Source organism: Actinocrinis puniceicyclus (genome assembly GCF_018283645.1).
Taxonomy (GTDB): domain Bacteria; phylum Actinomycetota; class Actinomycetes; order Streptomycetales; family Catenulisporaceae; genus Actinocrinis; species Actinocrinis puniceicyclus.
The window spans coordinates 1-13,421 of record NZ_JAGSXH010000020.1; the positions used below are offsets into that span (position 1 = coordinate 1).

Consider the following 13,421-nt stretch of genomic DNA (forward strand, 5'->3'; position numbering starts at 1 on the left):
GGGTGGCCGCGGGGAGGGCGAGGAGAACCGGCGCTCGCGACGCGCCGGGCCGGTGCGCTGCCGGGTGTGCGGCCGCTCGCTGATCGAGCCGGTGGAACGCAAGCTGGGCCGCTGCGCGGACTGCCCGTCGGATCTGGACGAGGCGCTGTTCGAGCGGCTTCGCGAGTGGCGCTCTGCGCGCGCGAAGGAGCAGTCGCTGCCGGCCTACTGCGTTTTCACCGACGCGACGCTCACGGCCATCGCCGAATCCCGCCCGGCCGACCGCGCGGCGCTGGCCGGCATCCCGGGCGTCGGCTCCACCAAGCTGGAACGTTACGCGGACGATGTGCTCGCCTTGCTCGGTGCGGCAGACGGTGGTGGCGCGGACGGCACGCCAGAAGACACCTCAGAAGAAGCGGCCGACGGTGCGGCTGAAGGGACGGCCGAGAGCGCGGAGATCGAGCTGTTCTGAGAGGTCGTCCGAGGAGGTCCCCGCCCGGTTCCGGGTGGCCGCCACCCGGCGCTCAGGCGAAGTTCGACTCGCTGGCCGAGGGGATCGCACAGCGGTCGTCGGCGTACTGGATCGCGCCTTTGACCAGCTCCTGCAGAGAGCCGTGCATTTTGCCGTTGATGGTCAGCACCCGCACCACGACCGTGACCGGCTTGTGGCTCTTCAACGTGTGCGGCGCGGCTTCGCACGCGCCGCGCGTGTAGACACGCAGATCCGCGGTGGAGTTGGGCGCGATCACCGTGTGGACGCTGTCCCACTCGAGCCGCGGAGCGTTGGGCACGGTCAGGCCGATCACGGTGACCTCGTACGGACTGTCGTTGCGGATGGGCACCGTCACGGCGGTGTAGTCGCCCGCGGTGAGGTAAGTCGATAGATCGGCCCCGGAGCGGATGACCGCCGAGTTGTTCGCCGCCCGGACCTTGTATCCGTGGTTGTAGACCCAGCTGCCGACCGCCCCCGAGATCGTCGCGACGGCCACGAGCAGGCTCGCGCCGGTCCGGCGTCTGCGCGCCACGCGCATTCGGCCGGAGGTATCGGCGTTGTGCTCCGCCTCGTCGCTCACCGGGTGCACACCCTTCCCTGGACCGCGGATGCCGTGGTGTCGATGACAAGGTACGCCGTGTGCATGACCTTGTTCGTGTCCCGCAGGGAGAACGAGATCGCCGTGGGTTGCATTCGCGAGGTTTGGCCGCCGTACACGAGCGTGCGCGCGACCTTGACCGCCGCGTCGCAGTTCACGGTCACCACGCCGACGTAGTGGATCGTCCCGTTGCCCAGGATGTAGCCGGTCCCGTCGTCGGGCAGGAGCCGGGCCGGGCCGGCCAGATACGGACCGGTAAGCGTGGCGGGCTTCACCACGACGCCGTCCGGACTGTCGTTCGCGACGGAGATCGAGACTCTTGCCTTCTGGCTGCCCGTCAACACCTCGCTGGGCAGCACCGCGTACCGCGGCTCGCCGCCGCCGATCCAGCTGATCTGGATTTCCGGTTGACCGCCGAGGTGCACGACCGCGACCCCCCTGTTCGCCACGGCGCGGGTGCCCAGGAACACCGCGTTGCACGCGGTCCACCCGAGCGCGCCGAACACGACTATCGCCAGCGCGACGTCGGCGATCCGCTTCGCCCGCCGCCATGCCGAAGACGAGAGGAAACGCTTCGCCCGCCCCGCGACCGCCTCGCCCGCCGCGCGGCAGACGGCGATCGGCTTGGCCGCGGGCCGCCGGCGCGTTGGCGCCGGCGCAGCGGACGGGGGGGAATCGGTGCTGGTTGACACAGTCCTAGATGACGCCAGGCGGGGCATCGGCGTTCCCGTCTTTATCGAGTCGTGCCTTGGTGTGTCGTCCCTGCGATTGCACGAGAACTTGCGTCGCAAGGGGTGACACCGCCGATCAACCATGACAGGATAGTGGGGCGAGAGCGGGGGACGCCGACGCCAGGGCATCATCAGCCCACAGCATCCTTCGCCGCGCATCGTTGTAAAAGCGCAGGCCAAAAATGGTTTGCATGGCCCGGGTAGCTACCCTAGCCTCTCCAACACGCGGTAATGGTCGCGCGCGACCGTTCCCACCCGGCACGACCACATCGACAGTGGTTCCCGCCGACACCGGCTCGCCCCCGGTGACGGCCGAGCATAGGCAGGAGGCGAGAGCGGTGCGGAATTCCAACGAAACCCCGGTGACGGTTGTCCCGTCGGCCGTGCTCCTGCCTGCCTGCCCGTCGCTGTCGGTCGTGGCCGCTACGGTCGCTCCCGCCGCCCTCCCGCTCGCCGCCGCCCCGGCCCCGCTGTGGGCCGTCGCCAAGCCGGACGGTATCGCCAAGCGACGCGGAGTCGATCGTGACGTGCCGGGCGCGACGGCCGGAGCCGAGCGCGTGATCGGCGGCTACCGCACGACGAGCAAGCAGCAGGACCAGCTTCACCTGATGTCCCGTCGGGACCCACGAACCTGGAGACCACCGGTCTGACAACCAGTCAGACGAGCGACCTCCAGGCCGCGGAACCCGAGATACCGGGATCCGCGGCCTTCTTGTTCCTCCGGCACAGACCGGTGGTGCGAGGGAGCGGCGGGACCTGAACCGCATTCAGATCACGACCGAGGAAGACGGCGAGTTGACCGAGACGCAGAAGGTCGAGACCCGCAGCCAGTACCCGAGCACCACCGCAGCGAATCCGGGCCCCGCAGCCGGCGGCGCCGAGACCGAGAGGAAGGAATCAACGATGCAGTTGACCGTGTTCGAGCCGGTCGCTCTGGCCGACGACCTGCCGTGCCGCTCCACCGACCCGGAGCTGTTCTTCGCGGAGTCGCCGGCCGACGTCGAGCTCGCGAAGAGCATCTGCACCGCCTGCGAGATCCGGGAGGCGTGCCTCTCCGGAGCCCTTGAGCGCAGGGAGCCCTGGGGCGTCTGGGGCGGCGAGCTGTTCGTCCAGGGCGTGATCGTGGCCCGCAAGCGGCCACGGGGTCGCCCGCGCAAGACCGACGTCGTCGCCGCGGCGGCTTAGGTCACCGGGCGCGTCGAGCGCCGAGCACAAGAGCACACCTCAACGAGCGAAAGCGATCTATCCGATGTCCACCACTGATTTGTTCGGTCTTCCGGTATCCGGCCACAACAACCCGTCCGACGCGCGCGTCAGGAGCAACGCCATGTACCAGCCCCACTTGCAGCTCGCTCAAGAACTGCATCGTGAACGGTTACGACAAGCAGAGGAGCATCGCGTCCGCCGCGTCGCGCTGCGCGCGCGACGCGCGCTCGTGCAGCAACTCATGCGGTAACCCGCCCAGCAGGCCGTCGAGCGGCGAGACGGCATCTGCCCTCTGATATGACTCTGCCCGCCTCGGGACGAATCCCGAGGCGGGCAAGTCCTGCTTCGTGCGGCGGATTACGCCTTGTTGATCAGCGCCTCGGCTGCGGAGGTCAGCGCCGTGACGCTGTTGTGGCCGGTGCCCTGGATGCCGTGCGGCGCGAGTTCAGCGTGCAGGTAGCCGGAGTCCGCGCCCCCGAAGAACGGGCCGTTGATCAGCTGGTTCAACTCGGCCGCGAGCGCGTCGCGCTGCTGACCGAGCGCCGCGAGCGCCGCGTCGGTCTGCAGGTACGTCGCGTCCCCGGGTGAATTCGACTCGATCGCCGTGGTGGCGGTCTTCAGCGTCGCCGCGGCGAACGCGCCCACCGAGGCGTCCAGTTGCTTGTACGCCGCGGCCAGTGCCTCATAGGCGCCCGGATCGCGCCGGACCTCGTGCGGCAGCGCCTGAGACTTGAGGAAGCCGATCAGCGGAACGCCGTCGTATGTGTAATCGTCGTGCAGCCCGAGCAGCGCCATCATGGTCGGCCGGATGTCGGTGTGGTCCGACCAGACCGCGTCGGTGACGCCAAGGTGCTTGACGCCGGGGCCGACCAGGCCGAGCCAGGTGGTGTTGATGTCGGGGGAGAAGTCGCCGTGGTTCCACGCGTACGCCGCCTCCGCCTGCACGCACGGCGAATTGCAGTTGGCCGCACCGCCGTAGAGGTAGTAGTCCGGGTCGGCGAACTCGGTGACCGTCGGCGTGCGCAGCGGGTCACCGGTGACCATGTGCAGCAGGTTCATCTCGGTGCGGTCGGCCAGATAGTTGGCGATCGGGCCGGTCTTACCGGTGTACGGGTTGGTCGCGGTGACCGCGGCCACGGACCTCTCGAAAGAACGGGTGGTCGGGTCGTCCGGGGCCGGGTTGCCGTTGACGTAGTAGTTCGGCGCCGAGTCCGCGTGCACGCCGAACGGCGTCGTGGTGTTCTGCTGCGTCGCGAGCAGGCCCTTGATGTTTGCGTTTACCTCGCCGATCTGCGAGTACGCGCACGGAACCGTCACGCCGTCGCAGTTCGCCGGGGTCGGCTTGCTGCCGACGAAGTGGTCGTTCTCGTCCGAGGTGACCACGAACAGGGTGTTGGACTTGTTGATCCCGTCCTTGGCCAGGCGCGTGAAGAACTGGCCGAACGCGGTGTCGTACGACTTGAGCGCCGCGACGTATCCGGCTTCGCCCGGCCCGTACGCGGAACCGGTCGAGTGGTTGTCGTGCGCGTCGGAGATGTACCCGTACGTGACCGGGACGCCCGCTTCCTGCATCTGCGCGACGTAGCCGAGGCTGTTGGCCGCGGTCATGCCGTCGAAGCCGGGGAAGCCGTTGGCGCCGGTCGTCGGGTCGATGATCGGGGTGGTGCCGTCCACCTGGGTGACCGGGCCGTTCGGCGAGATCGCCGGGTTGGTGTACTTGGCGCCGAACAGGCCCTGGTAGCCGGAGTAGCCGCCGGGCTCGTCGGGCAGCACGTCGGGCTTCGCGTTCGGCGAGCCGGCGCACAGGGTCGAATCCTTGGCGCAGTGCACGCCGATGCCGACGAAGTCCGTGAACGCCAGGCTCGGGTTCGCCGCCAGTTCGGCCGCCTCCGCGGAGTTCGCGCCGAACACCTTCGGGATGTCGATCCTGGTGTTCTCCAGGATGGTGTTCGCCGTGGACACCGCGCCGAAGTCGCAGCCGGCCCGGGTGTAGGCCACCCAGGGCGCCGGGGTGTTCTTCCCGCTCTGGGTGACCATCTCGTACGCCGGGTCGGTCGGCGTCGGGGTGGAGGAGTCGGCGACCCCGTCGGTCCAGTAGGCGAAGGACGCGGCCGCGTTGGTCGTCCCGCTCGGGGTGTAGTAGCGGAACGAGTTGGAGATCGGCTGGCCGTGGTTCGAGCCGTACAGGCCGGTGATCGAGGTGAGGATGTCGTTGCCCGTGTGCGCGATCAGCGGCGTGTGGTGGTTCGCGTCCATCGTGCCGTTGGCGGTCAGGAAGTTCAGCAGATTCGGCATCTGCTCCAGGTCGCTGGGCACGTTCGGGTTGTCGCGGGTGAGGTGCACGTTGTCGAACTGGAGATAGATGACGTGTTTGACCGCGTTGTCCGGGCGGCTGAGCAGACAGCCCGGATCGGCGCCGGCGGCCGGCCTGACTCCCGGCGCGGCGCCCGCGGCCTGCGCCGCCGCGGCGGAGGTGCCGGCGACCAGTGCGACGGCGACGAGCGGCACGAGGCCGCGCACGCGGCCCCGCCTTCCCGTGCTTCCCATCCGATTCCTCTCCCAAGGTCCGATATTTCAGCATCCTGATGTGGAGCTGGCCGCAGCGCGGCCAGATACGACCTCAGCACACCGCGGCCGCGATGTCATCGGTGAAATCCCTCAATTGGAGGTGAACTTACGGCGACAAGGCTCTGAGACGGTCTGCTGATCGGATGGGGCGCTTATCGTATAAGCCTGCGGGAAGCGCGGCGCCGTGCGCGGCGGAAATATCGGAGACGAAGCCGTGGCGGGGTGCTAGCTTCGGTCTCATGATCCCCGTCAGTGAGAAGGAACTGCGCGAGTCCTTCGTCAACTGTTCGAAGGGCGAGGCGACCCGGATCAACCCGCCCGGCGGCCTGGATCGGCTGCCCTGGCAGGACCTGGACTTCCTCGGCTGGCGTGACCCGAAGGCCCCGGACCGCGGCTACCTGGTCGTCGAGCACCGCGACCGGCTCGTGGGCGTGTCCATGCGCGTGCCCACCGGCGTGCGGCGCAGCCTGGTGAAGACGACGGTCTGCTCGATCTGCCTCACCGCGCATCCCGGCACCGGGGTGTCGCTTTTCGCAGCCCCGAAGGCCGGCGCGTCGGGCCGCCAGGGCAACACGGTCGGCACGTATATATGCGCTGATCTGGCCTGTCCGCTCTACGTGCGCGGCAAGAAGTTCTCCGCTCTCGGCGCCCGCTTCGAGGAGTCGATGACGCTGGAGGAACAGCTGGCCCGGACGATGGCCAACCTGGAGCAGTTTCTAGAACAGGTCTTCAAGCCGTAGCTCGACGCCCGTACTGACGGCCGGTCAGCCCTTTCTCGCAGTGCGCGTCGCTACGGTCAATCCGCTGCTTCGTCGTCGTCGGCGGCGAAGCCGGGCAGCCAGGCGCCCATTTCGCCGCGCACCGGCACTGTCGCGCCGAGCTGGCACAGGATGCCCAGACCGCCCATGGTGACCCGGTGGATGAGCAGATACGCCGGCGGCAGGTTCAGCCTGCGGCCGAGCGAGGCCGCCGGGTTCTTGCCGTTGGCCAGGTGCGCGGCCTGTCCGCGCAGCCACTCCCGGTCGAAGGTGAACTGCGGGCCGCGCAGCGGGTCGATCAGCGGCGCGAGATAGTCGAGCACGGCCTGCGGGTCGAGTTGCGTCCCGGGCTTGAGAAAGCCCTCCGCCCGTAGCGTCTCGGCCACCTCCTCGGCGTCCCCCGCCAACGCGCCGCGCAGCGCCGCGCCTATGGCCTCGGGCATGCCGTTGGGCAGCCGGTTGACCGCGCCGAAGTCCAGCACCCCGAGCCGCCACTGCTGCGGGTCGTCGGGGTCGGTCTCCTCGATCGAAGCGCCGGGCTCGGTCGGCAGCAGGCGGAAGTTGCCGGGGTGGGGGTCCGCGTGCAACAGGCCGACCCGGTGCGGCCCGGAGTAAAGGAAGCGCACCAACAGCGTGCCCGCGCGGTCGCGCTGTGCCTGAGTACCCGAGGAGATGACGGTGGCCAGCGGAACGCCCGGCAACCACTCGGTCACCAGCACCGTGCCCGCCTGCTCGACCACGTTCGGCACGGTTATGTCCGGGTCGTCGGCGTATCCCTTCGCGTAGTTCGACTGCGCCGCCGCCTCGGCCGCGTAGTCCAACTCCTCCGCGATGCGCTCGCGCAACTCCGCGAGCAGCGGCTTCACCTCGATGCCCGGCACCAGGAGGCTGAAGAGCCGGGCGGCGCGGGCCAACTGGTTCAGGTCGCCGAGCAGTGCCTTGCCCGCTCCCGGATACTGGATCTTGACGGCCACTTCGCGCCCGTCATGCCACACCGCGCGGTGCACCTGCCCGATCGACGCGGCCGCGGCCGGACCGTCGTCGAAGAAGGTGAACTTGGTGCGCCACTGCGGACCGAACGCCGCCGCGAGGGACTTGTGTACCGAGGCCGCGGGCAGGGCCGGGGCGTTCTCCTGCAGCCCGGTCAGCGCGGCGCGGTAGGGGCGGGCCAACTCGTCCGGAAGCGCGGCCTCGAAGACCGACAGCGCCTGCCCGAACTTCATCGCCCCGCCCTTGAGCTCACCGAGCACGCGGAAGAGTTGTTCGGCGGTGCGCTGCTGAACCTCGGTGAGCACGGCCGCGGCGGGCGCGCCGCCCAGCCGCTTGCCCAGGCCCAGCGTGGCCCGCCCGGCCAGGCCGAGCGGCAGTGTCGCCAGTTTGGCGGTTCGGGCTACGGCATTGCGCGGCAGGTCACTCACATGGTCCATTCTGCCAGCCTTCGCTGCGGCAAAGGCGGGACGGTGGCGGGAGGATTGTCCGCGCCGTGGCCGGTGCCCTCGGTCGCGCAGGCACAGGCCGGATGGACGGGCACCGGAAACCGCTCCGGCAGCCCGTAGGGCAGGGCGAAGGACCACACGGCCCCGACACTGGGCGGCGTCTGCCCGTCAAGGAACGCCAACGCGTGCAGCACCGCGTGGGTGGCGGCGAGCGCGGCCAGCGTCGTGTCGCAGGCAGGCCGGGCGGTGGCACCGTCCGAGGTCAGCGCCGCCTGAGTGCGCGGCCACAGCGGGTCGCGCTCGGTCAGCGCCAGATCGCGGCAGCGCGAGCACGCGGCGCGTCGCGGCACGACGAGAGGGCCGAGCACCGCCCGGTCCTCACACACCTCGACCAGCATGTGCGGTACGCAGCGCCGGAACAGTTCGACCAGCAGTTCGATCGGCGGGCGCTCGCCGGGCGCGACGATGACGAGATCCGGATCCGTCCGGCGCGGCGCGAGCGCCGTGCTCGTGGACGGCGCGAGCGAGCGGATCGAGCGCACGAGGGCGTCCTGCCGCCGCATGCCCACGTCCTGTTCCCGTAGGCCGCCCGGCGCCGTTTCCTCGTGCCGGACCGTCGCGCCGTCCAGCGGCACGATCGTGCCGACACCCGCCGCGGCCAGCCGCAGCGCGGTCTGCGCGCCGACCCGGCCGAGCCCGTGCACCGCCACGGACACGCTGCGCCTGCGCTCCAGCGCGCGCACGGCGCCGCCGGGCAGTCGGTGCCGCAGACCCAGGCCGCTGAGATCGGGGTCCAGTCTGGAGCGTTCGCCCGGGCTGAGCGCGGTCAGCGCCGAGGTGTCGAGCGCGGCGTCGTCGAGGCAGCCGTCCGCGGCCAGCCGGTCGAGTAGTTCCAGGGTGTCGCCGCGGGCCACGCCGATGCGTTCGGCGTAGCCGAGCAGGGCCTCGGTGTCGCGGGTGCCGTCGAGCGCGTTGACGACGGCTCGCACGGCGGCGGTCATCCGGTAGCGGTGGCTGGTGCCCGGTCCGCGGCCGAGTTGGAGAGTGCGCTCGTCGTGCCAGATGCGGCTCAGCGCCGGCTTGAGCACCGGTCGCATCGTGCCGGCGGCCCTTCGGTGTCAGGTGGCGTCGGCCGCGGCCGACGCCTGGGAATCGCGTACGAGGACGCCGGACGCCGGAGCGCCCGGCGCCCCTGCGTCGGCAGCCGTGGGGTCACGCCTTGCCGAGAATCCGGTTCACCTTGGTGCCGCAGGCGGGGCAGGTGCCTTGCGCCATTCTGCGACCCGAGTCGCTGATCTTGACCTCGCCGGTGAAGTGCCGCTTCTCCTTGCACTTCACGCAGTACGCCTCGCCCGTGTACGTCTCGGCCATGTTCGGCCCTCCTGTTGTTCCTGGCTCTTCGCGCTGAACGCGATCGTGCGCTCCGGCCGCTCGGCTCGGCGGTCGGGCGATAGGCCACCCTACGCGAGAGTGCGCACCGCGCATGCATCCGTGGCCCGAGCCGAGGGCCATAGCCCCGGACGGTACCCACTCAGGAGTGAATAATCACACCGGAGGAAGCAAGGTTGACGCGCACTGGGCAGCCGGCCCGCGAACGGGCGTCTGATCCCCGGAAATGCGCCGCGGGGCCCCCAGGCGCACACTCCACCGCGCGGCGCGCGAAGTCGCCGGGGTGCGAGCTGTTTTCCGAGAGCCCCGCATTCAGGGAGGGACGCTACGGTCTGGCGGGCCCGACCGTCAATCGGATCGCACGGACGGCTGTGGACAAGCCTGGGGATAACCTGGGGACAGCTCGGCGCGCCCTTGTGGACAACGCCGCCTGCCCTGTGGACAAACCTGTGGGTCGCCGCCCGTGACGCCGACTGACCAGCGGCGACAAAGAATCTTGGAAATCAGCCGAAAACCCCGGATCTGACGCGCTGTGGACAAGTTTTCGGCCCTTGCAGGCCCCCGGGACGGGCCGAGAGGGGCGTTCTGCCGCTAATTTGGTTGACATGGCAGCGGACCGCAGCGAACGGCCGGCCGCCGGGCCGAGCGCCGTCGACCCGGCCGTCGAGGTGCGCCGTTCGCCGCGCCGGCGCCGGACCGTCTCCGCGTACCGGCAAGGTGACCGAACGGTCGTGCTCATCCCCGCGCAGATGTCCGCGGGCGAGGAGGAGCGCTGGGTGCGCGCGATGTTGGAACGGCTGGACCGGCGGGAACGGCGCAGCGTCATCGAAGAGCCCGAACTGGCCAGGCGCGCTCTCGCGCTGTCCGCTCAGTACCTCGGCGGACGTGCCCGCCCGGTCTCGGTGCGTTGGGTCGGCAACCAGGCCGCGCGCTGGGGATCCTGCACCCCGGTCGACGGCACCATCCGCATCTCCGATCGGGTCCGCGGACTACCCGAGTACGTGCTGGACTACGTGCTGCTGCATGAGTTGGCGCACCTGCTCGTGCCCAACCACGGCCCCAAGTTCTGGGCCCTGCTCGACGCCTACCCGCGCACTGAACGCGCCCGAGGGTTCCTGGAGGGCTACGCCCGGTCGGACGAAACCGCCGACTACGAGGATTGAGCCCGAGCTGAGCGAACGCTGACCGAACGCCGCGCCGAGAACGGGCACGACGAACGGGGGCACGACGAACGGGCACGACGGGGGGCGCGTCCCATCCGGACGCGCCCCCGATCCCGAGTCACGCGCAACTGTCACGCGTTATCCGTCACGAGCGCTTCGCGGCGTCCTTGACCTCGTCACCGGCGCGCTTGAGCGAGCCCGCGGTCTTGTCGGCCTTGCCCTCGGCCTGCGTGCGGCGGTCACCGGTGGCCGAGCCGACCTTCTCCTTGGCTTTGCCCTTGAGCTTCTGCGCCTCGTGTCCGGCCTTGTTCGCCGCGTCTTCGGCTGTCATGTGCCGTCCCTTCTGTTCGGTTGCTTCGGAGCACTGCGCGTGCCCCGGTTCGCCGCCGGAAAACAGGACGGACGGGTCAGCCCGCGCCGAAGCACACGAAGCCGCGCGCCTCGGGCACCGCGTGCTGCGCCTTGATCAGCGCGAGCGCCGGCGACAAGCCCCCGGTCAGCTCCGTGTGGAAGACGTTCATCAGCCGGCGTGTCTCCTCGTCGCCGACGGGCGCCACCGAGGCGATGAGCGTGCTGGTGCCCAGCGCGAAGACCGCGCTGGCCACGCCCATCAGCTCGTCGCCGGGCCGTATGCCGGACAGCGCCGTGTCACAGGCCGAAAGGACGAGCGTGGCCGGAGCCTGGCCGATGCCCTCCAGGTCGTAGACGGTCAGCGGGCCGTCGGCGAGCTCCAGGCTGGAGAACAGCGGGTTGTCCGAGCGGAACCGGCCGTGCGCGGCGATGTGTGCCAGCTGCGCGCCGTCCAGGGCCTCGGCGACCGCCTGAGCCGTCGCGTCCGAACCCCCGAGCGGCTTGGCCAGCGGGTAGCACCGGGCCAGCTCGGCGATCTCGGCCTCGGCGTGCGGCAGGCCGGGACCGTATGCGAGCACCGCTTGGCCGCCGAACGGGTCAGGCAGCGCTTCGCCGCCCGGCCGCGCGTCGTTCGGCGTCTGCCCGTTCATCGCGGTGAGCCAGGAACGGGCCGAGGGCGAGACCGTGACCTGCCGATCCGTGAGCGAGGGCAGCACCGGCCAAGCCAGCGCGTGAAGCGACCCGGTGGGCACCAGCACCAGCGGCCGGTCCCCGATCCGTTTGGCCAGCGGCCCGAGCAACGCGGTGTTCAGCTCCTCGCGGGCGTAGTCGTACGCCCGCAACGCGGCGTGTTGCAGCGCCGGTGGGCCGTGGCGGCGCGCCATACGGACGAGTGAGAAGCGCAACGAGTCGAACTCGGAGAGCACCGCCTTGTACGAGCCGAGCGCGTGATGCCAAGCGGAGCCGTCCACCAGGCTGACGGCGTGCAGCGCGTCGTCGACTCGCACATACTCCACCAGCGCTCGCTCGCCCAGCCGGGCGTTGAGCGCGTTGAGGTCGAGGCGGGGCTCCGGGGCGTACTCTCCGCCGGGCGCGTGCCGGGCGAGTTCCTTGACGTCCTGCTCAAGCCGCGTGCGCTCGGCTTGCAGGCCGCGCACGTTCTGGCCGGCCAGAGCCTCGGTGGAGATCCGCGCGACCACCGCGCGCAGCCGGGCGAGCCGTTCCGCGAAGGCGGCGTCGTCCGGCGGACGAACCGGCCGGCGGCGCAACGCGGCGGCCCGCCACTGCTCCGCGCGCAGCAGCATCTGCCGGGCCGAACCGCCGTTCAGGGCCAGCCGCAGACCGGTCGCGGCCAGGTCCGCGCCCATCATCGCCGCCCCCGCGCGCAGGTCGGTCGCGCCGAGTGTGCCCGCGTAACCGGCGGCGACCCGCAGGCCGTGGTCCACCGCCCGGCCCGCACCTCTCGCATCGCCGAGCAGCTCGCACAGCGCCGCCTGCGCCTCCCAGCCGACGACCCGCAGCCGCGCGGGCCCGCTGCGCCGCGCCTCGGCCACCAGGCCGAACAGCTGCGCCGCCTCGTCCCGCCGACCGAGCGCCAACGCGGTGCGCGCCGCCAGCAGCTTGCTCTCCTGCGCGGTGATCAACCAGGCGGCCTGCTCAAGCTGCTGCGAGTTGCGCACCAGGTCGCGCAGGATCCGGACGGTGCGCTCGCCCGCCGCGAACCTCGCGGCGAGCTCCACGTGCGAAGCCCACGTCGCCCAGTTCGGGCGCCGCTGCCGGGTGAAGGCGACGCGCGCGCCGCGCGCGTACCGGATAGCGGTCGCGGCGTCTCCTGCGGCCAGTGCCGCGTTCGCGGCGGACAGCCGGGCCTCGGCAGCGTTGAAGGCGAATCCCGACTGATCGTGGCCCTCGGCCGCTTGCTCGGCGCACTCGCGCGCCTCCTCGGCCAGGCCGGCCTCCAGCAGCGCGTCCGCGCGGTCGGTGAGAACCGACTCGGTCCGCCTGCCGAGTTGCTGGGCCAGCTCCCTCGCGCGGTCGAGTTGCCGCAGCGCTTCGGGCAGGTCGCCGGCGCGTAGGGCGGCAAAGCCGAGGTTGTGCCGCGTGCCCTGATGCAGCACCTCATAGCCGTGCTCGCGGCTGAGCGCGGCCGCGCGGTTGAGGTCCCGCTGCGCCGCGGAGTGATCACCGCGGTAGGCCAACAGCGTGCCACGGTTGTTGAGCAGCAGGCACTCCCAGCGCGCGTCGCGGTGGTCCCGCAGCGTCGGCTGCGCCGCGCTGTAACTGGCGAGCGCGTCGGCGGTGCGTCCGGTGCGTTGCAGCACCAGACCGAGGTTGACGCGCAACCTCGCCAGGTCTAGGGCGCAGCCGGGAAGACCTGAGAGCGCGGCCTCGGCAAGTGCCGCCTCAGCCAGCGCGGCCTGCGTGTTGCCGCAGTCGGCGAGAATGACGACAAGGGATGTGCGCGCCTGGGCAGCGCGCAACGCGAAGCCGCCGCGTTCGCCGATCCTGACCGCTGTGCGCAGCGCCGCCCTGGCCGCCGGGAGGTCCCCCAGCTGCTTCCTGGCCAGGCCGAGCGCCCTGAAGACGGCGCAGGCCGCCTCGTCCGAGCGGTTCTGCGCGAGCAGCGCGGCCGCCTGTTCGCAGGCCGCCCTGGGATCTCGCTGCGACTCCTCGACCAGGGCCAGAGCCCGGGTGAGCCGACGCTCGTCATCGCGCGGAATATCGGCAGCTGTGCTCACCGACCCAGCTT

At 70.8% G+C, this 13,421-nt stretch carries 14 protein-coding genes; 6 read left to right on the forward strand and 8 right to left on the reverse strand.

What is annotated here, in order from left to right:
• The coding region (locus KGA66_RS08355; protein ID WP_211466380.1) for an HRDC domain-containing protein at positions 1 to 451 on the forward strand (451 nt) is incomplete at its 5' end.
• Positions 452 to 503: 52 nt separating this feature from the next.
• On the opposite strand, the gene KGA66_RS08360 is transcribed toward KGA66_RS08355, so the two are convergent.
• Positions 504 to 1,052: a hypothetical protein gene (locus KGA66_RS08360; protein ID WP_211466382.1), complete on the reverse strand. Its 549-nt coding sequence runs from the start codon at positions 1,050 to 1,052 to the stop codon at positions 504 to 506.
• Positions 1,049 to 1,762 carry a hypothetical protein gene (locus KGA66_RS08365; protein WP_211466384.1) on the reverse strand — a complete coding sequence of 238 codons (714 nt, stop codon included), beginning with the start codon at positions 1,760 to 1,762 and terminating at the stop codon, positions 1,049 to 1,051. The genes KGA66_RS08360 and KGA66_RS08365 overlap by 4 nt, the downstream gene beginning before the upstream one ends.
• Before the next feature lie 377 nt (positions 1,763 to 2,139).
• Between KGA66_RS08365 and KGA66_RS08370 the strand changes: the two genes are divergently transcribed.
• From KGA66_RS08370 to KGA66_RS08380, 3 genes are all read left to right on the forward strand, one after another.
• A complete protein-coding gene (locus tag KGA66_RS08370; RefSeq protein ID WP_211466386.1) occupies positions 2,140 to 2,451 on the forward strand; it encodes a hypothetical protein in 312 nt (103 codons plus the stop codon).
• A gap of 145 nt (positions 2,452 to 2,596) precedes the next feature.
• Complete coding sequence (locus KGA66_RS08375; protein ID WP_281416488.1) at positions 2,597 to 2,986, forward strand: WhiB family transcriptional regulator; 390 nt, start codon at positions 2,597 to 2,599, stop codon at positions 2,984 to 2,986.
• A gap of 64 nt (positions 2,987 to 3,050) precedes the next feature.
• Positions 3,051 to 3,257 (forward strand): hypothetical protein, encoded by a 207-nt coding sequence (locus tag KGA66_RS08380; RefSeq protein WP_211466388.1) that lies wholly within the window; start codon positions 3,051 to 3,053, stop codon positions 3,255 to 3,257.
• A 107-nt stretch (positions 3,258 to 3,364) separates the two neighbouring features.
• On the opposite strand, the gene KGA66_RS08385 is transcribed toward KGA66_RS08380, so the two are convergent.
• Complete coding sequence (locus KGA66_RS08385) at positions 3,365 to 5,527, reverse strand: alkaline phosphatase family protein (protein WP_211466390.1); 2,163 nt, start codon at positions 5,525 to 5,527, stop codon at positions 3,365 to 3,367.
• Positions 5,528 to 5,814: 287 nt separating this feature from the next.
• Between KGA66_RS08385 and KGA66_RS08390 the strand changes: the two genes are divergently transcribed.
• Positions 5,815 to 6,315 carry an FBP domain-containing protein gene (locus tag KGA66_RS08390; RefSeq protein ID WP_211466392.1) on the forward strand — a complete coding sequence of 167 codons (501 nt, stop codon included), beginning with the start codon at positions 5,815 to 5,817 and terminating at the stop codon, positions 6,313 to 6,315.
• A gap of 56 nt (positions 6,316 to 6,371) precedes the next feature.
• Here the strand turns inward: KGA66_RS08390 and KGA66_RS08395 are convergent, their stop codons facing one another.
• The 3 genes from KGA66_RS08395 to KGA66_RS08405 all read right to left on the reverse strand — a co-directional run bounded on the left by KGA66_RS08395 (position 6,372) and on the right by KGA66_RS08405 (position 9,140).
• Positions 6,372 to 7,751: an ABC1 kinase family protein gene (locus KGA66_RS08395; protein WP_369015836.1), complete on the reverse strand. Its 1,380-nt coding sequence runs from the start codon at positions 7,749 to 7,751 to the stop codon at positions 6,372 to 6,374.
• On the reverse strand, positions 7,748 to 8,857 hold the full coding sequence (locus KGA66_RS08400) for a ThiF family adenylyltransferase (RefSeq protein WP_211466396.1): 1,110 nt from the start codon (positions 8,855 to 8,857) through the stop codon (positions 7,748 to 7,750). Before KGA66_RS08400 ends, KGA66_RS08395 begins: the two co-directional genes overlap by 4 nt.
• Before the next feature lie 124 nt (positions 8,858 to 8,981).
• A complete protein-coding gene (locus KGA66_RS08405) occupies positions 8,982 to 9,140 on the reverse strand; it encodes a DUF5679 domain-containing protein (RefSeq protein ID WP_211466398.1) in 159 nt (52 codons plus the stop codon).
• 623 nt (positions 9,141 to 9,763) lie between these two features.
• On the opposite strand from KGA66_RS08405, the gene KGA66_RS08410 reads away from it, so the two are divergent.
• Positions 9,764 to 10,321 carry a M48 metallopeptidase family protein gene (locus KGA66_RS08410; RefSeq protein WP_211466400.1) on the forward strand — a complete coding sequence of 186 codons (558 nt, stop codon included), beginning with the start codon at positions 9,764 to 9,766 and terminating at the stop codon, positions 10,319 to 10,321.
• Positions 10,322 to 10,466: 145 nt separating this feature from the next.
• Here the strand turns inward: KGA66_RS08410 and KGA66_RS08415 are convergent, their stop codons facing one another.
• A complete protein-coding gene (locus tag KGA66_RS08415; RefSeq protein ID WP_211466402.1) occupies positions 10,467 to 10,652 on the reverse strand; it encodes a CsbD family protein in 186 nt (61 codons plus the stop codon).
• Positions 10,653 to 10,728: 76 nt separating this feature from the next.
• Positions 10,729 to 13,410 (reverse strand): CHAT domain-containing protein, encoded by a 2,682-nt coding sequence (locus KGA66_RS31490; protein ID WP_211466404.1) that lies wholly within the window; start codon positions 13,408 to 13,410, stop codon positions 10,729 to 10,731.
• Between the last annotated feature and the right edge of the window lie 11 nt (positions 13,411 to 13,421).

Bases quoted from the DNA above. Each gene is read 5' to 3' on its own strand.
- KGA66_RS08405 (WP_211466398.1), bottom strand. From the start codon at position 9,140: ATGGCCGAGACGTACACGGGCGAGGCGTACTGCGTGAAGTGCAAGGAG.
- KGA66_RS08415 (WP_211466402.1), bottom strand. From the start codon at position 10,652: ATGACAGCCGAAGACGCGGCGAACAAGGCCGGACACGAGGCGCAGAAG.
- KGA66_RS08380 (WP_211466388.1), top strand. From the start codon at position 3,051: ATGTCCACCACTGATTTGTTCGGTCTTCCGGTATCCGGCCACAACAAC.
- KGA66_RS08410 (WP_211466400.1), top strand. From the start codon at position 9,764: ATGGCAGCGGACCGCAGCGAACGGCCGGCCGCCGGGCCGAGCGCCGTC.
- KGA66_RS08390 (WP_211466392.1), top strand. From the start codon at position 5,815: ATGATCCCCGTCAGTGAGAAGGAACTGCGCGAGTCCTTCGTCAACTGT.